An 18,488-nucleotide genomic window follows, 5' to 3' on the forward strand; every position below is an offset into this window, starting at 1 on the left:
CTTTGCACTAGGTGACGGCGGGGTCGTCCTCCAGCGCCCGGCCCCGCCGCTCGGGCAGTGCCCAGGCGGCTGCCGCGGTGAGCACGAAGAACGCCGCGAACGTGCCGAAGACCAGCGGGTTGCCACCGGCGGCCAGCAGCGGGGGCACGCACAGCGGCGCGGCGATCGAGGCGATCCGGCCGAAGCCCGCCGCCGCTCCGGCACCGGTCCCGCGCAGTGCCGTCGGGTAGACCTCCGGCGTCACCGCGTAGACCGCGCCCCACGCGCCGAGGTTGAAGAACGACAGCACCATGCCGGTGACCAGGACCGCCGTCTCGCCGTCGGCCAGCGCGAACAGGCCCGCGCCGACGGCGGAGCCGATCAGGAAGACCACCAGGGTCGGGCGCCGTCCCCACCGCTCGATGAGCACCGCGACCGCGGCGTAGCCGGGCAGCTGGGCGAGGGTGATCAGCAGGGTGAAGCCGAAGGAGCGCACCAGCGAGAACCCGGAGGCCACCAGCAGGGTGGGCAGCCAGATGAAGGCGCCGTAGTAGGAGAAGTTGATGCCGAACCACACCGTCCACAGCGCCGCCGTGCGGCCGCGCGTGCCGCGGGCCCACAGCGCCCCGGGGCCCGGCGGCGTCACCGGCCGCGCCGGGGCCGACGGCACCGGGGCGACCCCGGCGGCGGACTCGAACCGGCGCACCGCGGCCTCGGCCTCGTCGGTCCGCCCCCGCAGCTCGAGGAACCGCACCGACTCGGGCAGCCCGCGGCGCACGACCACGGCGTACACGGCCGGGACGACACCGACAGCGAGCGCCCACCGCCACCCGGCCTCGCTCCGCGGGACGACCAGGTAGCCGATCAGCGCCGCGAGCAGCCAGCCGACCGCCCAGAACGCCTCCAGCAGCACGACCACCCGGCCGCGGACCCGTGCCGGCGCGTACTCGCTGACCAGCGTGGAGGCCACCGGCAGCTCGGCGCCCAGGCCGAGCCCGATGAGGAAGCGGAACACCAGCAGGGCCGCCACCGACCAGGACAGCGCGGCAGCGCCGGTGGCCACCCCGAACACCAGCAGGGTCAGGGCGAAGACCTGTCGCCGGCCGATCCGGTCGGCCAGCAGCCCGCCGAGCGTGGCGCCAAGGGCCATCCCGACGAAGCCGATGGAGCCGATCCAGGACAGCTCGGTGGTGCTGAGCTCCCACTGGACGGCGAGCGCGGCCATGACGAAGGAGATGAGGCCGACGTCCATCGCGTCCAGGGCCCAGCCGACCCCGGAGCCGACCACGAGCCGGCCGTGCTGGCGGGTGAACGGCAGCCGGTCCAGGCGCTCCGCCCGGCTGAGCGAGGTCGTCGTCGCGTCGGTGCTCATCGGGCCGCGGGTACCCCGGGCGACCGCCGGTCACGCGGGGTGTGCAGGTCAGCCGTCGCTGTCCTCGCCGTCAGTGGCGTCGTCGACCTCCTGCTCGACGTCGTCGACGCCCTCCTCGACGTTCTGCTGGACGTCGTCGTCGACGACGTCACTGCCGCACGCGACGGTGGTGAACGAGGCGGCGACGAGGGCGATGCCCGCCGCGGCGGTGCGCCAGCGGCTGCGGGTGGGTGCGGACACGGGTCCTCCTCGGGTCGTCCGGGGTCTTCCCCGGGGAGTGCCCTCGGAGGGGCCGGGCCATGCCCCGTGGCTGCTAGGGGGTGACGTGCCCGTAGCCGGTGACGGTCAGGAACCGGATCGGCAGCTCCACCAGCGCGGCCGGCCCGTGCGGACCCTCGCCGTCGAACACCAGCGAGTCGCCGGCGTGCATCTCGTACCGGGCCTCGCCGTGCCCGTAGACCATGACGCCCTCGAGCACGTAGAGGAACTCGGTCCCGGGGTGCTGGAAGAGCGGGAAGACCTCGCTGGCCTCGGTGAGGGTCACCAGCAGCGGCTCGAGCCGCTTGTGCTCGCCGCGCAGTGACCCCAGCAGCTGGTAGAGGTGGCCGACGTTGCTGCCGCGCCGCACGATCTGCGCGCCGTGCCCGGCGGGGGTGAACACCGCCTCGCGCTCGGCGTCCAGCCCGCGGAACAGCGCCGTGACCGGCACGGCGAGGGCGTCGGCGAGCCGGGCCAGGCTGGAGAGGCTGCAGGAGGTCTGCGCGTTCTCGATCTTGGAGAGCATCGCCTTGCTCATGCCGGTGAGCCGGGCCAGCTCGGCCAGCGAGATGCCCTTGGCCAGCCGGAACTCGCGCACGCGGAGGGCGATGACGTCCTCGAGATGGCCGCTGGGCGCCTCGTCGTGGGCGCCGGCCGGGGTGACCTCCACCGGCCGAGCATAGGTCCGGTGAGACGCCGGGAATCCCCGGTTGACCTGAACGTCACGCACAGTTGACCCATCCGGCGTACACCCTCCGTAGCTTCGGTCCACCCACAGTGGACGACCCGCGGAGGCGACATGACCACGAGTGCACCGGCCATCGGCCACGTCACGGGCGGCGCGGAGGGGCTGCCCAGCATGGAGGTGCCCGACGTCCGGGCCTTCATCGGCGACGCCCTGGCCAACCCCGGCGGCGCCGAGCTCTGCGGCGGCTTCTTCGAGCTGTTCGCGGGGGAGCCGCTGGACTACCACTACACCTACGACGAGATGAAGCTGGTGGTCGAGGGCGAGTTCCACCTCACCGACCTCGACACCGGCCAGCGGGTCGTGGCCCGGGTGAAGGACGTGCTGTTCTTCCCCAAGGGCTCGCGCATCCGCTTCGAGACCCCCGACCGGGCGCTGGGCTTCTACACCGGCCAGCGCTCGTTCGCGCCCTGACCGGCATGGGGACCGAGCACACGAGCGTCCCGCGCTGGCCGGCCGCCGACCCGGGGGTGGACCCCGCCGCGCGGTCGCTGACCCTGTTCGGCTTCGGCGCGGCCGGGGTCGACGCCGTCCGGCGATGGCTGGGCCAGGTGCCCGCGCGCACGCCGGTCACCGCCACCACCACCGGTGCGGCCGACGCCGCGGTGCTCGCGGAGCTCGCCCGGCGGGTGGCCGCCAGCACGGTGGGCTGGCGGCTGATGCTCGCCGGGCCCGAGGCCGACGTCCTCGCCGCCCGCGCGGTCGCCCTCGACGGCGGACTGCTCGACGCCGAGGTGCGGACGCTGGTCACCGGCACGGAGCGCAAGCGGGTCTTCTGCCCGCACTGCCGCGCCACCACCGAGGCCGACGTGCCGGTCGGCGGCGAGACCGGCTGCACCGGGTGCGGGCGGCGGCTGTTCGTCTACTGGCACGTCTCCCGGCGGGCCGGCAGCTACCTGGGCTTCATGGCCGACGCCGAGGAGGTCGCATGACGGCCGTGCTGGCCGCGCCCCCGGTCGCCGAGGTCGCCCCGGGCGGGCTGGTGCTCGAGGTCGCCTCGGTCGCCGACGCCGCGCCGGGCGTCCGGACGCTCGCGCTGCGCCGTCCGGACGGCGGGCTGCTGCCCGGGCACCCGCCGGGCAGCCACCTGGTCCTGACCTGCGGGGACCGCCGCAACGCCTACTCGCTGACCGGGGACGGCGTGCCGGCCGACGAGTACCGCATCTCGGTGCTGCTGTGCCCGGACGGCGCCGGCGGCTCGGCGTTCGTCCACCGGCTGCGGCCCGGCGACCGGGTGGCCGCCTCCCGGCCGCGCAGCGCGTTCGCCCCGGTGTCGACCGCCCGCTCCCACCTGCTCGTCGCCGGCGGCATCGGGATCACGCCGATGCTGTCGCACGCGCGGGCCGCGGTCCGGTGGGGGCGCTCGTTCCGGCTGCTCTACGGCCACCGTGCCGGTGCCGGCGCGCACCTGGCGGAGCTGGCCGAGCTGTGCGGCGACCGGCTCACCGCGATCGACGACACGCCGCGGATGCTGGACGAGGTGGCCGCCGCGCTGGCGTCCCAGCCGGTCGGCACGCACGTCTACGTCTGCGGGCCGGGCCCGCTGATCAGCTACGTCGAGGAGACCGCCGCCGCGCTCGGCTGGCCGCCGCAGCGGGTGCACGCCGAGCGGTTCTCCGCGGCCGACCTCGACCCGGGTGAGCCGTTCACCGCCCGGCTGGCCCGCAGCGGGACCTCGGTGCCCGTGCCCCCGGGGGTCTCGCTGCTCTCCGCGCTGGAGGGCGCCGGGGTCGCCGTCCCGAGCATGTGCCGGCAGGGCGTCTGCGGCGAGTGCCGGTTGCCGGTGCGCGCCGGCCGGCCCCTGCACCGCGACCTGTTCCTCTCCGAGGCCGAGCGCGCGGCCGGCGACGCGGTCATGGCCTGCGTCTCCCGCTGCGCCGACGACGAACTGGAGCTCGACCTGTGACCGCCGTCCTGCCCGACCGCACCGCCCGCTTCCCGTTCCCCTTCCCGGCCGACACCTACCGGTACTCGACCAACGTCGAACCGGCCCGCCGCCCGGTGGTCACCGCCGCCGGCGGGTGGGGCGACCGCGTGCTCGACGTCGACGCCGAGTACGCCGCCGAGCTGGCGGTGCGGGCCGACGTGCTGGCCGCCGACCCGACCCGCTGCCAGCAGCTGCCGCACATGCGGGTGGCCGCCTGGGACGCGCTGATCACCCTGCTGCCGGACCTGGCCGCCACGTACCCCGAGGTCATGGCGCTGCGCCGGCACGGGGACCGGTGGTCCTGGCGCAACGACCTGCTCGGCACCTCGACGTCGTTCGTCGTGGGGGACGACGACTCGCTGCCCGGGGGGCCGCTGCGCTTCCTCGGCAGCCAGGTGCAGGAGGACGTCGTCCTGCTCGACCAGCGCGAGGGGTCGCTGTGGGCCGACGCCGGGCTGGTCACCTTCGCCGCCGACTGGTCGATGGGCTTCGACGTCGGGATGCGCTTCCTCGAGGTGCACGGTCCGGTGCCGCGAGTGCACGAGGCGGGCGTGGTGCAGCGCGCCGAGCAGTTCCTCATGCGGCTGCAGCCGGGGGAGGAGTACCGCCGCACCAACTGGACGATGACCGTCGACCGGCGGCTGGACACCTCCACCGAGACCTATCCCGAGTGGGGCCCCGACCGGCGGCTGGTCGTCGGCGACCCGGCGCTGCCCGACCGGCTGCACCTGCGGGTGGAGGTGCAGCACCTGCTCCGGCTCGGCGCCTCCGACGCGGTGTGCTTCCTCATCCGCTCCTACCTGCTGTCGCTGCGGGAGCTGGCCGCGGTGCCGCAGTGGGGAGCCCGGTTCGCGGCCGTGCTCGCCGAGCTCCCCGACGACATGGCCGACTACAAGGGCCTCACCCGCTACCGCGGAGCCGCCGTCGACTGGCTGCGCTCCGGCTGAGGTCCGCCGGACGCAGTGCGGGCGTTCCTCGCGCGTCGTGGGTCCTGCAGGACCGGCATGGCCCGAGGAGCGCCCGCACTGCTGTGCGCCCCCTCCGTCGGTTTCCGCGGAAACCGGCGGGGTGGGGCCACGGGCAACACGAACTCCCCGCACCGGTAACCGTCGCGAAACGGACGCCGGGTTCACTCACAGGCGACAACAGTTCACGTCAGTGGACGAGATGCCTGGAGGCTCCCCGTGTCGCTCACCGCCACCCGTCCCGAGGCCCCGCCGGTCCACCGGCCGGCCGCCCCGGTCGAGGCCGACCTCGCCACCCGTGCCCGCGCCGACGGCATCGAGTTCGTCATGGCGCTCTTCGTCGACCTGACCGGCAAGCCCTGCGCCAAGCTCGTGCCGATCGAGGCGGTCGAGGAACTGCAGACCGAGGGCGTCGGCTTCGCCGGCTACGCGGTCGGCGCGATGGGCCAGGAGCCGAAGGACCCCGACCTCATGGCCATCCCGGACCCGGCCTCCTACATGCCGGTGCCCTTCATCCGGCCGGGCCTGGCGATCGTGCACTGCGACCCGCACGTCGAGGGCCGCCCGTGGCCGTACGCGCCCCGCGTCATCCTCAGGGAGCAGCTGGCCCGCGCCGCCGACCTCGGCCTGGAGCTGAAGGTCGGCGCCGAGGTCGAGTACTTCCTCGTCGAGCGCGGCCCGGACGGCGCCCTGCGCCCGGCCGACCCGAAGGACACCGCCGAGCGCCCCTGCTACGACGCGCGCGGGCTGACCCGCATGTACGACCACCTCACCGCGGTCTCCAAGGCGATCAACTCCCTCGGCTGGGGCAACTACGCCAACGACCACGAGGACGGCAACGGGCAGTTCGAGCAGAACTTCGCCTACGCCGACGCGCTGACCACCGCCGACCGGGTGGTGACCCTCCGGTACCTGCTCTCCGTGCTGGCCGAGCAGCGCGGGATGACCGCGACGTTCATGCCCAAGCCGTTCAGCGACCGCACCGGCAGCGGGCTGCACATGCACCTGTCCCTGTGGCGGGACGGCGTGCCGGCCTTCCCCGAGGACGGCGACCCGCGCGGGCTGGGCCTCTCGCCGCTGGCGTACTCGTTCGTCGCCGGCCTGATCGAGCACGCCGCCGGGCTGCAGGCGGTGCTCGCCCCGACCGTCAACTCCTACAAGCGCACCGGCGCCAGCTCCACCCGGTCGGGCGCGACCTGGTCCCCGCGGACGGCGACCTACGGCGGCAACGACCGCACCCACCTGCTGCGGGTCCCCGACGGCAACCGGGTCGAGCTGCGCGGCGGCGACGGCTCGGCCAACCCCTACCTGGCCGCGGCCACGGCCCTGGCGGCCGGGCTGGACGGCGTCCGCCGCGGGCTGGACCCGGGCGACCCCGGCGCCACCCGCAGCGCGACGCTGCCGCCGACGCTGCTGCACGCGGTGGAGGCGCTGGAGGCCGACCCGGTCGTCGCCGGCGCGCTCGACGCCGCGGGCCCGGGGGTGTCGGGCTACTTCGCCGGCCTCAAGCGCGACGAGTTCTTCGAGTGGCACGGGCAGGTGACCCCCTGGGAGGTCGACCGCTACGTGACCGCCTTCTGACAGCCGGACCGAGAGAGAGGACCCACTGACGTGTGCGGGATCGTCGGGCTCCACCTGCGGGAGCCCTCCCTGTACCCCCGGCTCGGCGAGCTGCTGACCGGGATGCTCTGCCAGGTCACCGAGCGGGGCCCGGACTCCGCCGGGGTCGCCGTGTACGGCGACCCGCGGTGGTCGCCGCCGGGCGAGGCCGGCGTCTCGCTGCTGACCGGCGACCGGACGGCGGACGACGTCGCCGATGCCGTCCGCGCCGTGCTGCCCGAGGCCGAGGTGGTCGACGCCGGCCAGACGCTGGTCGTGCACGCCGCCACCGACCCCGACACGCTGGCCGCCGTCGTCCGGGAGGCCGTGCCGGGCAGCCTGGTGATCGGCGTCGGCGAGGAGGTCGCCGTCCTCAAGGGCGTCGGCCACCCCCAGGCGCTGGCCGCCGAGTTCGGCCTGCCCGCCGCGCAGGGCTGGCAGGGCGTGGCGCACACCCGGATGGCCACCGAGTCGGCGGTCACGCCGGCGCACTGCCACCCGTTCTCGGTCGGCACCGACCAGTGCCTGGTGCACAACGGCTCGTTCGCCAACCACGCCACCATCCGCCGCGAGCTCCAGGCGGCCGGCACGCAGTTCGACAGCGACAACGACTCCGAGGTCGGCGCCCGGTTCGTCGCCGCCCAGCTGGCCGCCGGTTACGACCTGGAGAAGTCGCTGAAGCTGCTCTGCGAGCGGTTCGACGGCTTCTACACGCTGCTGGTCTCCACGAAGGACAGCTTCGCGGTGGTCCGCGACGCCATCGCCTGCAAGCCCGCGGTGGTCGCCGAGACCGCCCAGTGGGTGGCCATGGCGTCGGAGTACCGCGCCCTCGCCGGGCTGCCCGGCATCGAGAACGCCCGCATCTTCGAGCCCGAGCCGGAAGAGGTCTACGCATGGCAGCGCTGAGCACGATCGAGATCGGCTCGGACACCGAGCCCGCCGTCGTCGACCTGTCCCTGTCCACCGTGCGGGAGCTCAACCAGGCGCTGCACGCCCCCGACGTCGCCGACAAGGCACCGACCTGGCGGGTCACCTCGCCCGACGGGAAGCACAACGTCGCCGTCGGGCTGGACGCCGGGATCGACGTCCGCATCGAGGGGCACGTCGGCTACTACTGCGCCGGGATGAACAAGTCCGCGACGGTGACCGTCGAGGGCAACGCCGGGGTCGGCGTGGCGGAGAACATGATGAGCGGAACCGTCCGGGTGCGCGGCAACGCCTCGCAGTCGGCCGGGGCCACCGCGCACGGCGGGCTGCTGGTCGTCGAGGGCTCGGCGTCGGCGCGCTGCGGCATCTCGATGAAGGGCGTGGACATCGTCGTCGGCGGCGACGTCGGGCACATGAGCGCCTTCATGGGCCAGGCCGGCCGGCTGGTCGTCTGCGGCGACGCCGGGGACGCGCTCGGCGACTCCCTCTACGAGGCCCGCATCTACGTGGCCGGCTCGGTGAGGTCGCTCGGCGCGGACTGCGTCGAGAAGGAGGTCCGGCCCGAGCACCTCGCCGAGCTCGCGGGGCTGCTCGCCGCGGCCGGTCTGGACGCCGACCCGCGCGACTTCCGCCGGTACGGCTCGGCCCGCCGTCTCTACAACTTCCACGTCGACAACGCCTCGGCGTACTGAGGGGACCCCGTCATGCTCCGCGAGTCCGCGACCTTCGACCGCGCCACGATCGCCGAGATCCAGCGCGCCGCCGAGACCGGCATCTACGACATCCGCGGCGGCGGCGCCAAGCGGCGCGTGCCGCACTTCGACGACCTGCTCTTCCTGGGTGCGTCGATGTCGCGCTACCCGCTCGAGGGCTACCGCGAGCGGTGCGACACCGACGTCGTCCTCGGCGACCGCAATGCCACCTACCCGCTGCACCTGTCCACCCCGGTGACCATCGCCGGGATGAGCTTCGGCGCGCTCTCCGGCCGGGCGAAGGAGGCCCTCGGCCGCGGCGCCAGCGAGGTCGGGACCTCGACCACCACCGGCGACGGCGGGATGACCGAGGAGGAGCGCGGTCAGTCCAAGCACCTCGTCTACCAGTACCTGCCCTCGCGCTACGGCATGAACCCCGACCACCTGCGGATGGCCGACGCCATCGAGGTCGTGCTCGGCCAGGGCGCCAAGCCCGGCGGCGGCGGGATGCTGCTCGGCCAGAAGATCACCGAGCGGGTCGCCGGGATGCGCACCCTGCCCGTCGGCGTCGACCAGCGCAGCGCCTGCCGGCACCCCGACTGGACCGGCCCCGACGACCTGGAGATCAAGATCCGGGAGCTGCGGGAGATCACCGACTGGGAGAAGCCGGTCTACGTCAAGATCGGCGCCAGCCGCACCTACTACGACGTGAAGCTCGCCGCGAAGGCCGGCGCCGACGTCATCGTGCTCGACGGCATGCAGGGTGGCACGGCCGCGACCCAGGACGTGTTCATCGAGAACGTCGGCATCCCGACCCTGGCCGCGCTGCCCCAGGCGGTGCAGGCGCTGCAGGAGGAGGGGCTGCACCGGCAGGTCCAGCTGGTCGTGTCCGGCGGCGTCCGCAACGGCGCCGACCTGGCCAAGTGCATGGCCCTGGGCGCCGACGCCGTCGCGATCGGCACCGCCGCGCTCATCGCGCTGGGCGACAACGCCCCGCACCTGGACGAGGAGTACCGGGCGCTGGGCTCGGCGGCCGGGTTCTACGACGACTGGCAGGCCGGCCGCGACCCGGCCGGCATCACCACCCAGGACGACGAGCTGGCCGCCCGCCTCGACCCGGTCGTCGGCGGACGGCGGGTCGCCAACTTCATCCGGGTGATGACGATGGAGGCGCAGATCATCGCCCGCGCCTGCGGCAAGGCCCACCTGCACTCGCTGGAGCCCGAGGACCTGGTCGCGCTGACCATCGAGGCCGCCGCGATGGCCCGGGTGCCGCTGGCGGGGACGTCCTGGATCCCCGGGCAGGGGCTGTGACCGACCTGCGGGTCGAGGTCGCCGTCGTCGGCGCCGGCCTCATGGGCGCCGCTACGGCGTGGGAGCTGGCCCGGCGGGGGGTGTCGGTGGCGCTGGTCGAGGCGTTCGACCCGGGCCACGTGCACGGCAGCTCCCACGGCACGTCCCGCATCGTCCGGCGGGCCTACGCCGACCCGTTCTACGTGCGGCTGACCGGGCGGGCGTTCGACCGCTGGACGCAGGCCGAGGCCGACACCGGGACGACGCTGCTGCAGACCACCGGCGGCCTCGACCACGGCGCGGCGCGCGACCCGGTCGGCCTGGCCGGGCTGATGCAGCGGGAGGGCGTGCCGCACGAGCTGCTCTCCGCGGCCGAGGCCGAGGGCCGCTGGCCGGGGATGCGCTTCGACGGGCCGGTGCTGTTCCACCCGGAGGCGGCGGTGCTCGACGCCGACGCCGCGGTGGCCGCCTGGGTGCGCCGGGCCGGCGAGCTCGGCGGGACGGTGCTCGGCCGGACCCGGGTCCTGGCGATCGAGCCGCTGGGGGACGGCGTCCTGCTGCGCACCGACGGCCCGGCGGTCGCCGCCGACCGGGTCGTGGTCGCCGCCGGACCGTGGCTGCCCGAGCTCGCGCCGGCGGTCGGCGTGCCGCTGGGCCTGCCGCCGCTCACGGTGTTCCAGCAGCAGGTGTTCCACTTCCGGCTGCGCGACCCCGGCGCCGCCTGGCCGACGTTCGTGCACAAGGGCGACCTGCAGCTGTTCGGGTTGCCCTCGGGTGCCGACGGAGGCCCCCGGCCGGCGTTCAAGGTGGCCCAGCACGACGGCGGCACCGCTACCACGGCGTCGGGCCGGGACGGCCGGATCGACCCGGCGTCGCGGGAGCGGGTCGCCGGGTACGTGGCGGAGTTCCTCCCCGGCCTGGACCCCGAGCCCGTCGCGCAGGGCAGCTGCCTCTACACGACCACCCCGACCGAGGACTTCGTGCTCGACCGGGTCGGCCCGGTCGTCGTGGTCTCCCCGTGCTCGGGCCACGGGGCCAAGTTCGCCGCGCTGGTGGGGGAGCTGGCCGCCGACCTCGCGCTGGACCGAGCGGGCGCCGAGCCGCGGTTCGCCCTCCCGGCGCTGGTCTGAAGCGGAGTGGGGGGGGGGGGGGGGGCCGCCCCCCCCCCCCCCCCCCCCCCGGGGGCCGCGCGGCCGGGGGGCCGCCCCCCCCCCCCCCCCCCCCCCCCCCCCCCCCCCCCCCCCCCCCCCCCCCCCCCCCCCCCCCCCCCCCCCCCCCCCCCCCCCTGCGCGGGTCAGGCGGCGAGCTGCTCGCAGTCGCCGCAGCGCAGCACGCCGACGGTCGACTCCTGCCAGTCGACGTCGGGGAGTGCGGTCACCTCGCTGCCGCACACCGCGACGGCGTCGCCGCGGACGGCCGGGCGGGCGACGGCGTGCGCCACCCCGGCCGGCTGGTCGTCGTCCCGGACGCCGAGGACCGACGAGGGCCCGACGGCGACGATCCGCTTCGACCCGGCCACGTAGTCACTGAGCATTCGACACACTGTGCCACCGTCCCGTGACGGACAGGGACGAGAGGGGCTGTGACGGTCCCCCTCTTGCCGGTCGCAGCCGGGTGTGCCCGCCGTCCTGACCTGGACGGCGGAGCGCGGCGTCCGGCATCAGCCGTGCCGGCGGACGTGCTCGGCGACGAGCTCGGCGGTCCGGTCGGGGGCCAGTTCCGGGATCCAGTGGGTCACGCCCTCGAGTACCTCCAGCCGGTACGGCGCGTCGACGAAGCGGTGCGTGGCCTCGGTCGCGGTGCGGCCGAGGAAGGCGTCCCCGGTGCTCCACAGGTGCAGCGTCGGGACGCGGACGGTGCCGACCGGGTCGCGGGCGTCCAGCGGCAGGGCCCGGTACCAGGCGATGGCCGCGGCCAGCGCGCCCGGCTCGCGCATCCGGGCGACGTAGTGCTCGCAGAGGTCCGGCGGCAGGTCGCTGCGCAGGAACATCCTCCGCAGCGGCTCGCCGCCCCCGACCAGCAGCAGTCGCTCGGGCAGGAACGGGACCTGGAACAGCGCCATGTAGTACGACCGCAGTGCCTGGTCGCTGGTGACGAGCGCCTGCGCCATGGCGGCGGGGTGCGGCACGGAGAGGGCGGTCAGCGTGCGCACCCGCTCGGGGTGCCAGGCGGCCAGCGCCCACCCGACGATCCCGCCCCAGTCGTGGCCGACCAGGTGGGCGCTGCCGAGCCCGGCTTCGTCGAGCAGCGCCAGCACGTCCGCGGTCAGCTCGCGCAGCCGGTAGGCCGACCGCCCCGGCGGCCGGGCGCTGGGGGAGTAGCCCCGCTGGTCGGGCGCGAGGGTGCGCAGGCCCGCGGCGTGCAGGCCGGCCGCGACCGCGGTCCAGGCGGTGGAGTCCTGCGGGAAGCCGTGCAGCAGGACGACCGGCTCGCTCTCGGGTGGCCCGCCGTCGCGGACGTCGAACACCATGCCCTCGCGCCGGAAGCTGTCCACCCCGCGACCCTGCGCGCCGACCGGGCGGTCCGCCAGTCGTCCCTGCCCTCACGTTCCGTGACGAACCGGGCACCGACACGCGACCGCCCGGACGGGTGCCGGGACTGGCGTCGCCGCGTCGGCCGGGACAGGGTGGGTGTGATGACCGCCGCACTCGATCCCAGGGCCGTCGCGGACACGGTCACCGACCCCGAGTTGCCGCTGCTCACGCTGAGTGACCTGGGTGTGCTGCGCGACGTCCGCGTGGAGGAGGGGATCGTCGTCGTGGAGATCACGCCGACCTACACCGGCTGCCCGGCCATGGGGACGATGCGGGCCGACCTGCTGCGGGCCCTCCACGAGGCCGGCTGGCCCGACGTCGACGTCCGGACCGTGCTGGCGCCCCCGTGGAGCACCGACCGGATCACCGCGGCGGGCCGGCGCAAGCTCGTCGAGGCCGGCATCGCGCCACCGGGCCCGGCGCCACAGCCCGGGGAGGACCCGGTGCCGCTGCCGCTGGGCGCGCCCCGGCGGACGGCGTCCTGCCCGCTGTGCGGGTCCGACGACACCGAGGAGGTCAGCGAGTTCAGCGCGACGGCGTGCAAGGCGCTGCGCCGCTGCCGCAGCTGCCGGGAGCCGTTCGAGCACCTCAAGGAGATCTGAGCTCCGGCGTCCCGGACGCACGCGGCGGCGGCATCCGGGACCATGGGGGAGTGACGGCCACCTCGGAGGAGCTCATCGTCCTCGTCGACGACGACGGGACGGCGATCGGCACGATGCCCAAGCCGCTGGTGCACCACGGCGAGACGCCGCTGCACCGGGCCTTCTCCGCCTACCTGTTCGACGACGCCGGGCGGCTGCTGGTCACCCGCCGCGCCGAGGGCAAGCAGACCTTCCCGGGCATGTGGACCAACACCGTCTGCGGCCACCCCGGGCCGGGGGAGGACGACGCCACCGCGATCGCCCGGCGGGCCGCCTTCGAGCTGGGCCTGGGCGTCGACGGGCTGCGGGAGGCGCTGCCCGGCTACCGCTACCGCGCGGAGTTCCGCGGCGTCGTGGAGAACGAGGTGTGCCCGGTCTACCTGGGCCGCTTCACCGGCACGCCCGCCCCCGACCCGACCGAGGTCGGTGCCTGGGAGCTGCTGGACTGGACGGACTTCCGCCGCCGCCAGGAGGCCGACGGCGACAACGCGTGGTCGCCCTGGTGCCGCGAGCAGGCGCGGCTGATCGAGGCCGCCGGGCTGGCTCCGGGCAGCAGACCGTAGCCAGGGCCGCACGAGGCGTGCCGGCCGCGCGGGGGCGCTCGTGTCGCTGCCCGGGAGCCGTCGACGCGCCGTCCTAACTTCCCGCGCATGGAGCGCCGACGGTTCCTGCTCTTCCTCGCCGCGGGTGTGGCCGGTGCTGCCGTGGGCCGCGGCACCTCGGGCCTCGTGGACCCGGAGCAGGCCCCTCTTCCCCCCGCCGTCCCGGCCGCCGAGCCCGTGACCCCGGTCGCCCGGCAGTTCCTGGACCCCCCGGTCGGCGCCGTCGACCAGCTCCCGGGGGAGGGGACGAAGCTGGCGCTCACCATCGACGACGGCACCAGCTCGGAGGTCGTCGGCTCGCTGTGCACCTTCGCGAAGGACAGCGGCGTCCGGCTGACCTTCTTCCCCAACGGCATGTACAAGTCCTGGGAGGAGAACGGCGAGCTGCTGCAGCCGCTGCTGGACTCCGGTCAGGTGGCGATCGGCAACCACACCTGGTCCCACCCCGACCTGACCACGCTCTCCGACGGGCAGGTGGCCGACGAGATCGGCCGCAACCGCGACTGGCTGGAGACGACGTTCGGTGCGCAGGACACCCCGTTCTTCCGCCCGCCGTTCGGCTCCCACGACGAGCGGGTGGACCGCATCTCGGCGATGGTCGGCCACCCCACGGTGGTCCTGTGGAACGGCACGTTCGAGGACAACCGGCTGCTCAGCGCCGAGGAGCTGATGGCCGCCGCGCGCAAGTGGTTCGCCGCCCAGTCGATCATCGTCGGCCACGCCAACCAGCCGACGATCACGGAGGTGTACGAGGACCTGCTCGAGCTGATCGCCGACCGCGGCCTGCAGACGGTCACCCTCGCCGACGTGTGGGGGCCGCCGAGCCTGTCCGTGGTGCAGACGGTGTCGGGCAGCGCGATCACCACGTAGGTCGTCCCGACCTGCGGCCGACCGCGTCTTCGGCGAGGCTGATCACGGCACCGACGTGATCAGCAGTGGAGGAGCGGATGGCAGAGCGCGGGACGTTGGCGGGGCGGGTCGCCCTGGTGACCGGCGGGGCGAGCGGACTGGGCCGGGCGACGTGCGTGGCCCTCGCGGAGGCCGGCGCGCACGTGGCGATCGCCGACATCGACGCGACCGGCAGCGAGGCGACCTCGAAGCTGGTGGCCGACGCGGGCGGCTCCGCCGAGGTCGTCCCCCTCGACGTCACCGACGACGCGAGCCGCCGGCAGGTGGTGCAGCAGCTGTTCGACGCCCACGGCGACGCGTTCGACGTCCTGGTCAACGTCGCCGGCATCGACCGCCCCGGGTACATCACCGACATCGACCTCGCCGACTACCAGCGGGTGCAGGCGGTGAACTGCGAGGGGCCAGTCTTCCTGACCAGCGAGTTCGTGAAGCGGGTGCAGCACCTGCCCGAGGGGCGCACCGCGGACGTCGTCCACATCGTGTCGCTGTCGGCGATCACCTCCGGCAGCGGCGCGATCGCCTACAACGGCTCCAAGGCCGGCTTCCTCAACGCCACCCGGTGCATCCAGCGGGAGCTGCGGGAGAAGGCGCGGAAGGCCGACGACGGCACCGAGCGGCCCTTCCCGTGCCGGGTCCAGGCGGTCATCCCGGCCGCCATGGACACCCCGATGATGGAGCAGTGGGGCATCCCGTCCCACCTGATGATGCCGCCCTCGGCCGTCGCCGAGATGGTGCGCTACCTGGTCACGCTGCACCCGGCGGCCTTCGTGCCGGAGATGCAGATCGTGCCGCGACTCGAACCCAACTTCCCCCGCTGACCTGCGGTGCCCGTCAGGAGGAGGCGCGGCATGAGCTCGACCGACCCCGAAGACCCCACGCCCGACACCGCGATGGCATCGGGCTCCGACGCCGGTGAGCCGGGCGGCCACCTCGGCCCGGGCGACCTGTCACCCGACGAGGAGCGACTGCTCGCGGCCCTCGAGCGGGACGCCCGCTCGGCGGCGGTCCCCCCGGAGGAGACGGCCGCAGAGGTGCGCGCGGCCGAGGACGAGGCGCCGCTGCCCGGGGAGGGCGGCGACCAGGACGACGGGCTGTCGGCCCGCTTCACGGCCCCGCCGGACCAGCCCTAGCCGGAGCCGAGGCGGACGGCGACCAGCGCCACGTCGTCCTCCGCGCCGTGCGGGAGCAGCCGGGCCACGACCTCGTCGCAGACCTCGTCGACCGGCCGCTCCCGCAGGGCGGCGAGCTCCTCGCGCAGCCGCGCGACGCCGACGTCGAACACCTGGTCGCGGCGCTCGACGAGCCCGTCGGTGTAGAGCAGCAGCGTCGAGCCCGGCTCCAGGAGCGTCTCGGACTCCTCCCGGCGCGCGGTCGGGTCGACGCCCAGCAGCAGGCCGGCCCGCGGCGGGGTGAGCGCCCGCGCCGCGCCGTCCGGCCCGACCACGAGCGGTGGCAGGTGGCCGGCGCTGCACCAGCGCAGCCGCGCGCCACCGGACGCCGGGTCGGGCGTGAGCCGGCCGACCAGCACCGTGGCCAGGGCGCCGAGGTGCAGGCCGGCGACGGCGCTGTCGAGCCTGGCCAGGACGGCGCACGGGCCCTCGGCGTTGTCGAAGGCGATGCCGCGCAGCAGCGCGCGCAGCTGGGCCATGTCGGCCGCGGCGGCCGTGTCGTGGCCCACGACGTCGCCGATGACCAGCATCGTCGAGCCGTCGGGCTGCTCGAAGACGTCGTACCAGTCACCGCCGACCTGGCTCACGCTGGTGGCGGGCACGTAGCGGACGGCGACGTCGAGCAGGGCCGACGCGGGCGGGTCGGTGAGGTGGCTGCGCTGCAGCGTCTCCGCCGCCCGGACCACCCGGCGGGAGCGCGCGTACAGCGCCTCCAGCAGGTGGGTGCGCAGCTGGGTGACCTCCGCGAGCTCGTGCGCCGTCCACGGCTCGGCGCGGTCGCGCACCGTCTCCCGCCAGCGGTCGAACGACCGGCGCGGGCTCAGCCGGATCTCGTCGCCCTCGCGGGCGGCGATCGCCTTGTTGTGCGGGTCCCCGCCCCAGTCGACCGTGCGGACCGCCTCGGCGCGGTGCCAGAGCACGTACTGGCCGTCGGGCAGGGGCAGCACGAGGACGCCGCACGCGGGCTCGGCGACCTCGGCCAGCGCGGGGGCCGCCAGGCGCAGCGAGTCGGTGGCCACGACGTCCTCGGACCGGGCAGCGGCCCAGGACGCGACGGCCTCGGCCGCGCCGTCGGGCAGGGGGGTGCCCCGGCTGCCGGTGCGGCCCTGCAGCGCCACGACCACGCCGTCGGCGGGCAGCAGGTCGAGCAGGCTGGGCGAGCCGAGCAGCGTCTCGGCCAGCGGGCGGTCCTCGTCGAGCGTGGCGGCGGTCAGCCAGGCCAGCGTCGAGCGCACCTGCAGCGCGCGGTGCACCTCGTCCTCCTCGGCGCGGTCGACCAGCCGCACCGACAGGGTGGAGCCGAGGAACTCCGCGGCCGCCCGGGTCGCGTACGGCGGGGCGTGCGGGCCGGAGTAGTGGTGGCAGGCGATCAGGCCCCACAGCCTCTCGTCGCGCAGCAGCGAGAGGGACATGGAGGCGCGCACGCCCATGTTCTGCAGGTACTCGACGTGGATGGGGGAGACGCTGCGCAGCGCGGAGTAGGTCAGGTCCAGCGGCTCCCCGGTCGCCGGCAGCGCGGCCGGCTGCAGCCGCGCGGGGACGTAGTCGACGTCGGAGATCAGCCGGATCCAGTTCTTCTCGTACAGCGCCCGCGCCTGGGCGGGGATGTCCGAGGCCGGGTAGTGCAGGCCGAGGAAGGAGTTCAGGCCCGGCGCCCTGGCCTCGGCCACCACCTCGCCGTTGTAGTCGGCGTCGTAGCGGTAGACCATCACGCGGTCGAAGCCGGTGAGCTGGCGGACCGCGGCCGCGGTGATGTCGTAGAGCTCCTGCAGCGTCGAGGCGCGGTTGAGCTCGCCGACGGTGCCGCGCACCGCCTGGTAGGTGTTCGGGAAGGAGAACGGCCGGGGCCCACGGGCCGGCTCCAGCTCCACGACCAGCACCGTGGCGGGCGGGGTGCCCTCGCCGACCACGGCCCGGTGCAGCAGGGCGTCGACCGGCACCGGGCTACCGTCAACGTCGAGGGTGACCTCGACCGGGTTGCGCTCGCGCAGGTCCCCGAACGCGCTGGCCGACCGGGCGACCGCCTCGGCCGCCGCGATCCCGAGGACCTCGGGCAGCCGCCGGCCCAGCGCCGCACGCCAGTCCAGCCCGACCAGGTCGGCGAGGTTCTCCGACGCCTGGACGACGACCAGCTCCGGCTCGTCGACCGCGAGCAGCACGCCGCGCGGCTGGATGCTGCCCGGGACGTGGATCGGCTCGCGCTCGCAGTTGCTCAGGTCGATCGGCGTCCCCGGCGGGAGCAGCTCGAGCTCGGGTTCGGTGCGGCTCACGCGGGGGTCCCGACCGGGGTGACCCACTCGGCCAGCGCGGTGAACGTGGTCCGGGCGGCGTCGACGAGCCGCCCGGCGTCACCCCCGGCGGCCACCCGCTCCCGGGTCACCCGCCGGTAGGCGTGCCACATCGCGCCGGTCTCGGTGCCGTAGGGGGAGAACGCGCCGATCTCCACCCCGGGCCCGAGGGCCGGCAGCGCGGCCAGGTGGCGGGAGATGAACGTGCCGCCGAGGGTCGAGCCCTCCAGCACGTACAGCCGGCCGAGGGCCTGGTCGGTGTCCTCGACGCCGGGCAGGTCCGGGACGTCGTCGGCCTCGTCGGGAGCGCCCAGTGCCCGCAGGTCGGCGGCGAACAGGTGCGCCCGCCGGCGCCGCGACCAGTCGGCGGTCTCCGCGTCGGCCGGCTCGCGGCGTGCCCAGGTGTCCAGGCCGGCCTCGGCGGCGGTCCAGAAGGCGTGCAGCCGGGCGAGGACCTCGACCAGCCGGTCCCTGCGCAGCTCCGGGTCCATCAGCCCGAGGGTGGTCTCGACCTGCTCGTGCTCGGCGGCGGTCGCCGACCGCAACGTCGTGAGGACGTCGACGCGCCCCGCTTCTCGAGGCAACGCC

21 protein-coding genes are annotated in these 18,488 nt (G+C 75.2%); 14 read left to right on the plus strand and 7 right to left on the minus strand.

Annotated features, from left to right (window positions below):
- Positions 1-7: 7 nt before the first annotated feature.
- The 3 genes from ACI789_RS13485 to ACI789_RS13495 all read right to left on the minus strand — a co-directional run bounded on the left by ACI789_RS13485 (position 8) and on the right by ACI789_RS13495 (position 2,279).
- Positions 8-1,351: an MFS transporter gene (locus tag ACI789_RS13485; protein ID WP_457009762.1), complete on the minus strand. Its 1,344-nt coding sequence runs from the start codon at positions 1,349-1,351 to the stop codon at positions 8-10.
- A 48-nt stretch (positions 1,352-1,399) separates the two neighbouring features.
- Positions 1,400-1,591, minus strand: coding sequence for a hypothetical protein (locus ACI789_RS13490; protein ID WP_456918995.1), 192 nt, complete (start codon positions 1,589-1,591; stop codon positions 1,400-1,402).
- Positions 1,592-1,664: 73 nt separating this feature from the next.
- On the minus strand, positions 1,665-2,279 hold the full coding sequence (locus ACI789_RS13495; RefSeq protein WP_457009765.1) for a helix-turn-helix domain-containing protein: 615 nt from the start codon (positions 2,277-2,279) through the stop codon (positions 1,665-1,667).
- Positions 2,280-2,408: 129 nt separating this feature from the next.
- Here ACI789_RS13495 and ACI789_RS13500 point away from each other — a divergent pair, with 129 nt between their 5' ends.
- The 9 genes from ACI789_RS13500 to ACI789_RS13540 all read left to right on the plus strand — a co-directional run bounded on the left by ACI789_RS13500 (position 2,409) and on the right by ACI789_RS13540 (position 10,887).
- Positions 2,409-2,768, plus strand: a complete 360-nt coding sequence (locus ACI789_RS13500) for a cupin domain-containing protein (protein ID WP_456918997.1) — start codon at positions 2,409-2,411, stop codon at positions 2,766-2,768.
- 5 nt (positions 2,769-2,773) lie between these two features.
- Complete coding sequence (locus tag ACI789_RS13505) at positions 2,774-3,286, plus strand: dimethylamine monooxygenase subunit DmmA family protein (RefSeq protein ID WP_457009767.1); 513 nt, start codon at positions 2,774-2,776, stop codon at positions 3,284-3,286.
- Positions 3,283-4,260 carry a PDR/VanB family oxidoreductase gene (locus ACI789_RS13510; RefSeq protein WP_457009769.1) on the plus strand — a complete coding sequence of 326 codons (978 nt, stop codon included), beginning with the start codon at positions 3,283-3,285 and terminating at the stop codon, positions 4,258-4,260. Before ACI789_RS13505 ends, ACI789_RS13510 begins: the two co-directional genes overlap by 4 nt.
- A complete protein-coding gene (locus ACI789_RS13515) occupies positions 4,257-5,228 on the plus strand; it encodes a heme-dependent oxidative N-demethylase family protein (protein ID WP_457009771.1) in 972 nt (323 codons plus the stop codon). The genes ACI789_RS13510 and ACI789_RS13515 overlap by 4 nt, the downstream gene beginning before the upstream one ends.
- A gap of 237 nt (positions 5,229-5,465) precedes the next feature.
- Complete coding sequence (glnT, locus tag ACI789_RS13520; RefSeq protein ID WP_457009773.1) at positions 5,466-6,827, plus strand: type III glutamate--ammonia ligase; 1,362 nt, start codon at positions 5,466-5,468, stop codon at positions 6,825-6,827.
- A gap of 30 nt (positions 6,828-6,857) precedes the next feature.
- Complete coding sequence (locus ACI789_RS13525) at positions 6,858-7,751, plus strand: hypothetical protein (RefSeq protein ID WP_457009775.1); 894 nt, start codon at positions 6,858-6,860, stop codon at positions 7,749-7,751.
- Positions 7,739-8,464, plus strand: coding sequence for a GltB/FmdC/FwdC-like GXGXG domain-containing protein (locus ACI789_RS13530; RefSeq protein WP_457009777.1), 726 nt, complete (start codon positions 7,739-7,741; stop codon positions 8,462-8,464). The genes ACI789_RS13525 and ACI789_RS13530 overlap by 13 nt, the downstream gene beginning before the upstream one ends.
- A 12-nt stretch (positions 8,465-8,476) precedes the next feature.
- Complete coding sequence (locus ACI789_RS13535; RefSeq protein ID WP_457009779.1) at positions 8,477-9,778, plus strand: FMN-binding glutamate synthase family protein; 1,302 nt, start codon at positions 8,477-8,479, stop codon at positions 9,776-9,778.
- Positions 9,775-10,887 carry an FAD-dependent oxidoreductase gene (locus tag ACI789_RS13540; RefSeq protein ID WP_457009781.1) on the plus strand — a complete coding sequence of 371 codons (1,113 nt, stop codon included), beginning with the start codon at positions 9,775-9,777 and terminating at the stop codon, positions 10,885-10,887. The genes ACI789_RS13535 and ACI789_RS13540 overlap by 4 nt, the downstream gene beginning before the upstream one ends.
- Positions 10,888-11,051: 164 nt before the next feature.
- On the opposite strand, the gene ACI789_RS13545 is transcribed toward ACI789_RS13540, so the two are convergent.
- A complete protein-coding gene (locus ACI789_RS13545; protein WP_456921045.1) occupies positions 11,052-11,291 on the minus strand; it encodes a hypothetical protein in 240 nt (79 codons plus the stop codon).
- Between the two features lie 126 nt (positions 11,292-11,417).
- On the minus strand, positions 11,418-12,251 hold the full coding sequence (locus ACI789_RS13550; RefSeq protein WP_457009783.1) for an alpha/beta fold hydrolase: 834 nt from the start codon (positions 12,249-12,251) through the stop codon (positions 11,418-11,420).
- A gap of 141 nt (positions 12,252-12,392) precedes the next feature.
- On the opposite strand from ACI789_RS13550, the gene paaD reads away from it, so the two are divergent.
- The 5 genes from paaD (at position 12,393) to ACI789_RS13575 (ending at position 15,573) form a co-directional block, all read left to right on the plus strand.
- Positions 12,393-12,893, plus strand: coding sequence for a 1,2-phenylacetyl-CoA epoxidase subunit PaaD (paaD, locus tag ACI789_RS13555; RefSeq protein ID WP_457009785.1), 501 nt, complete (start codon positions 12,393-12,395; stop codon positions 12,891-12,893).
- 50 nt (positions 12,894-12,943) lie between these two features.
- On the plus strand, positions 12,944-13,495 hold the full coding sequence (idi, locus tag ACI789_RS13560; RefSeq protein WP_457009787.1) for an isopentenyl-diphosphate Delta-isomerase: 552 nt from the start codon (positions 12,944-12,946) through the stop codon (positions 13,493-13,495).
- A gap of 87 nt (positions 13,496-13,582) precedes the next feature.
- Complete coding sequence (locus ACI789_RS13565; protein WP_457009789.1) at positions 13,583-14,404, plus strand: polysaccharide deacetylase family protein; 822 nt, start codon at positions 13,583-13,585, stop codon at positions 14,402-14,404.
- 77 nt (positions 14,405-14,481) lie between these two features.
- The gene (locus ACI789_RS13570; protein ID WP_457009791.1) at positions 14,482-15,261 is read left to right on the plus strand and encodes an SDR family NAD(P)-dependent oxidoreductase; all 780 of its coding nucleotides are present in this window, start codon (positions 14,482-14,484) and stop codon (positions 15,259-15,261) included.
- A 30-nt stretch (positions 15,262-15,291) separates the two neighbouring features.
- Positions 15,292-15,573 carry a hypothetical protein gene (locus tag ACI789_RS13575; protein ID WP_457009793.1) on the plus strand — a complete coding sequence of 94 codons (282 nt, stop codon included), beginning with the start codon at positions 15,292-15,294 and terminating at the stop codon, positions 15,571-15,573.
- Here ACI789_RS13575 and ACI789_RS13580 read toward each other — a convergent pair.
- Positions 15,570-17,882, minus strand: coding sequence for a SpoIIE family protein phosphatase (locus ACI789_RS13580; protein ID WP_457009795.1), 2,313 nt, complete (start codon positions 17,880-17,882; stop codon positions 15,570-15,572). The genes ACI789_RS13575 and ACI789_RS13580 overlap by 4 nt on opposite strands.
- Positions 17,879-18,484 (minus strand): biliverdin-producing heme oxygenase, encoded by a 606-nt coding sequence (locus ACI789_RS13585; RefSeq protein ID WP_457009797.1) that lies wholly within the window; start codon positions 18,482-18,484, stop codon positions 17,879-17,881. Before ACI789_RS13585 ends, ACI789_RS13580 begins: the two co-directional genes overlap by 4 nt.
- Between the last annotated feature and the right edge of the window lie 4 nt (positions 18,485-18,488).

This window comes from Geodermatophilus sp. SYSU D00965, assembly GCF_054050075.1.

Coding starts and splice junctions, on each gene's coding strand:
- paaD (WP_457009785.1), top strand. CDS start 12,393: ATGACCGCCGCACTCGATCCCAGGGCCGTCGCGGACACGGTCACCGAC.
- ACI789_RS13505 (WP_457009767.1), top strand. CDS start 2,774: ATGGGGACCGAGCACACGAGCGTCCCGCGCTGGCCGGCCGCCGACCCG.
- ACI789_RS13500 (WP_456918997.1), top strand. CDS start 2,409: ATGACCACGAGTGCACCGGCCATCGGCCACGTCACGGGCGGCGCGGAG.
- ACI789_RS13510 (WP_457009769.1), top strand. CDS start 3,283: ATGACGGCCGTGCTGGCCGCGCCCCCGGTCGCCGAGGTCGCCCCGGGC.
- ACI789_RS13570 (WP_457009791.1), top strand. CDS start 14,482: ATGGCAGAGCGCGGGACGTTGGCGGGGCGGGTCGCCCTGGTGACCGGC.
- ACI789_RS13530 (WP_457009777.1), top strand. CDS start 7,739: ATGGCAGCGCTGAGCACGATCGAGATCGGCTCGGACACCGAGCCCGCC.
- ACI789_RS13565 (WP_457009789.1), top strand. CDS start 13,583: ATGGAGCGCCGACGGTTCCTGCTCTTCCTCGCCGCGGGTGTGGCCGGT.
- ACI789_RS13485 (WP_457009762.1), bottom strand. CDS start 1,351: ATGAGCACCGACGCGACGACGACCTCGCTCAGCCGGGCGGAGCGCCTG.
- ACI789_RS13535 (WP_457009779.1), top strand. CDS start 8,477: ATGCTCCGCGAGTCCGCGACCTTCGACCGCGCCACGATCGCCGAGATC.
- ACI789_RS13545 (WP_456921045.1), bottom strand. CDS start 11,291: ATGCTCAGTGACTACGTGGCCGGGTCGAAGCGGATCGTCGCCGTCGGG.
- ACI789_RS13575 (WP_457009793.1), top strand. CDS start 15,292: ATGAGCTCGACCGACCCCGAAGACCCCACGCCCGACACCGCGATGGCA.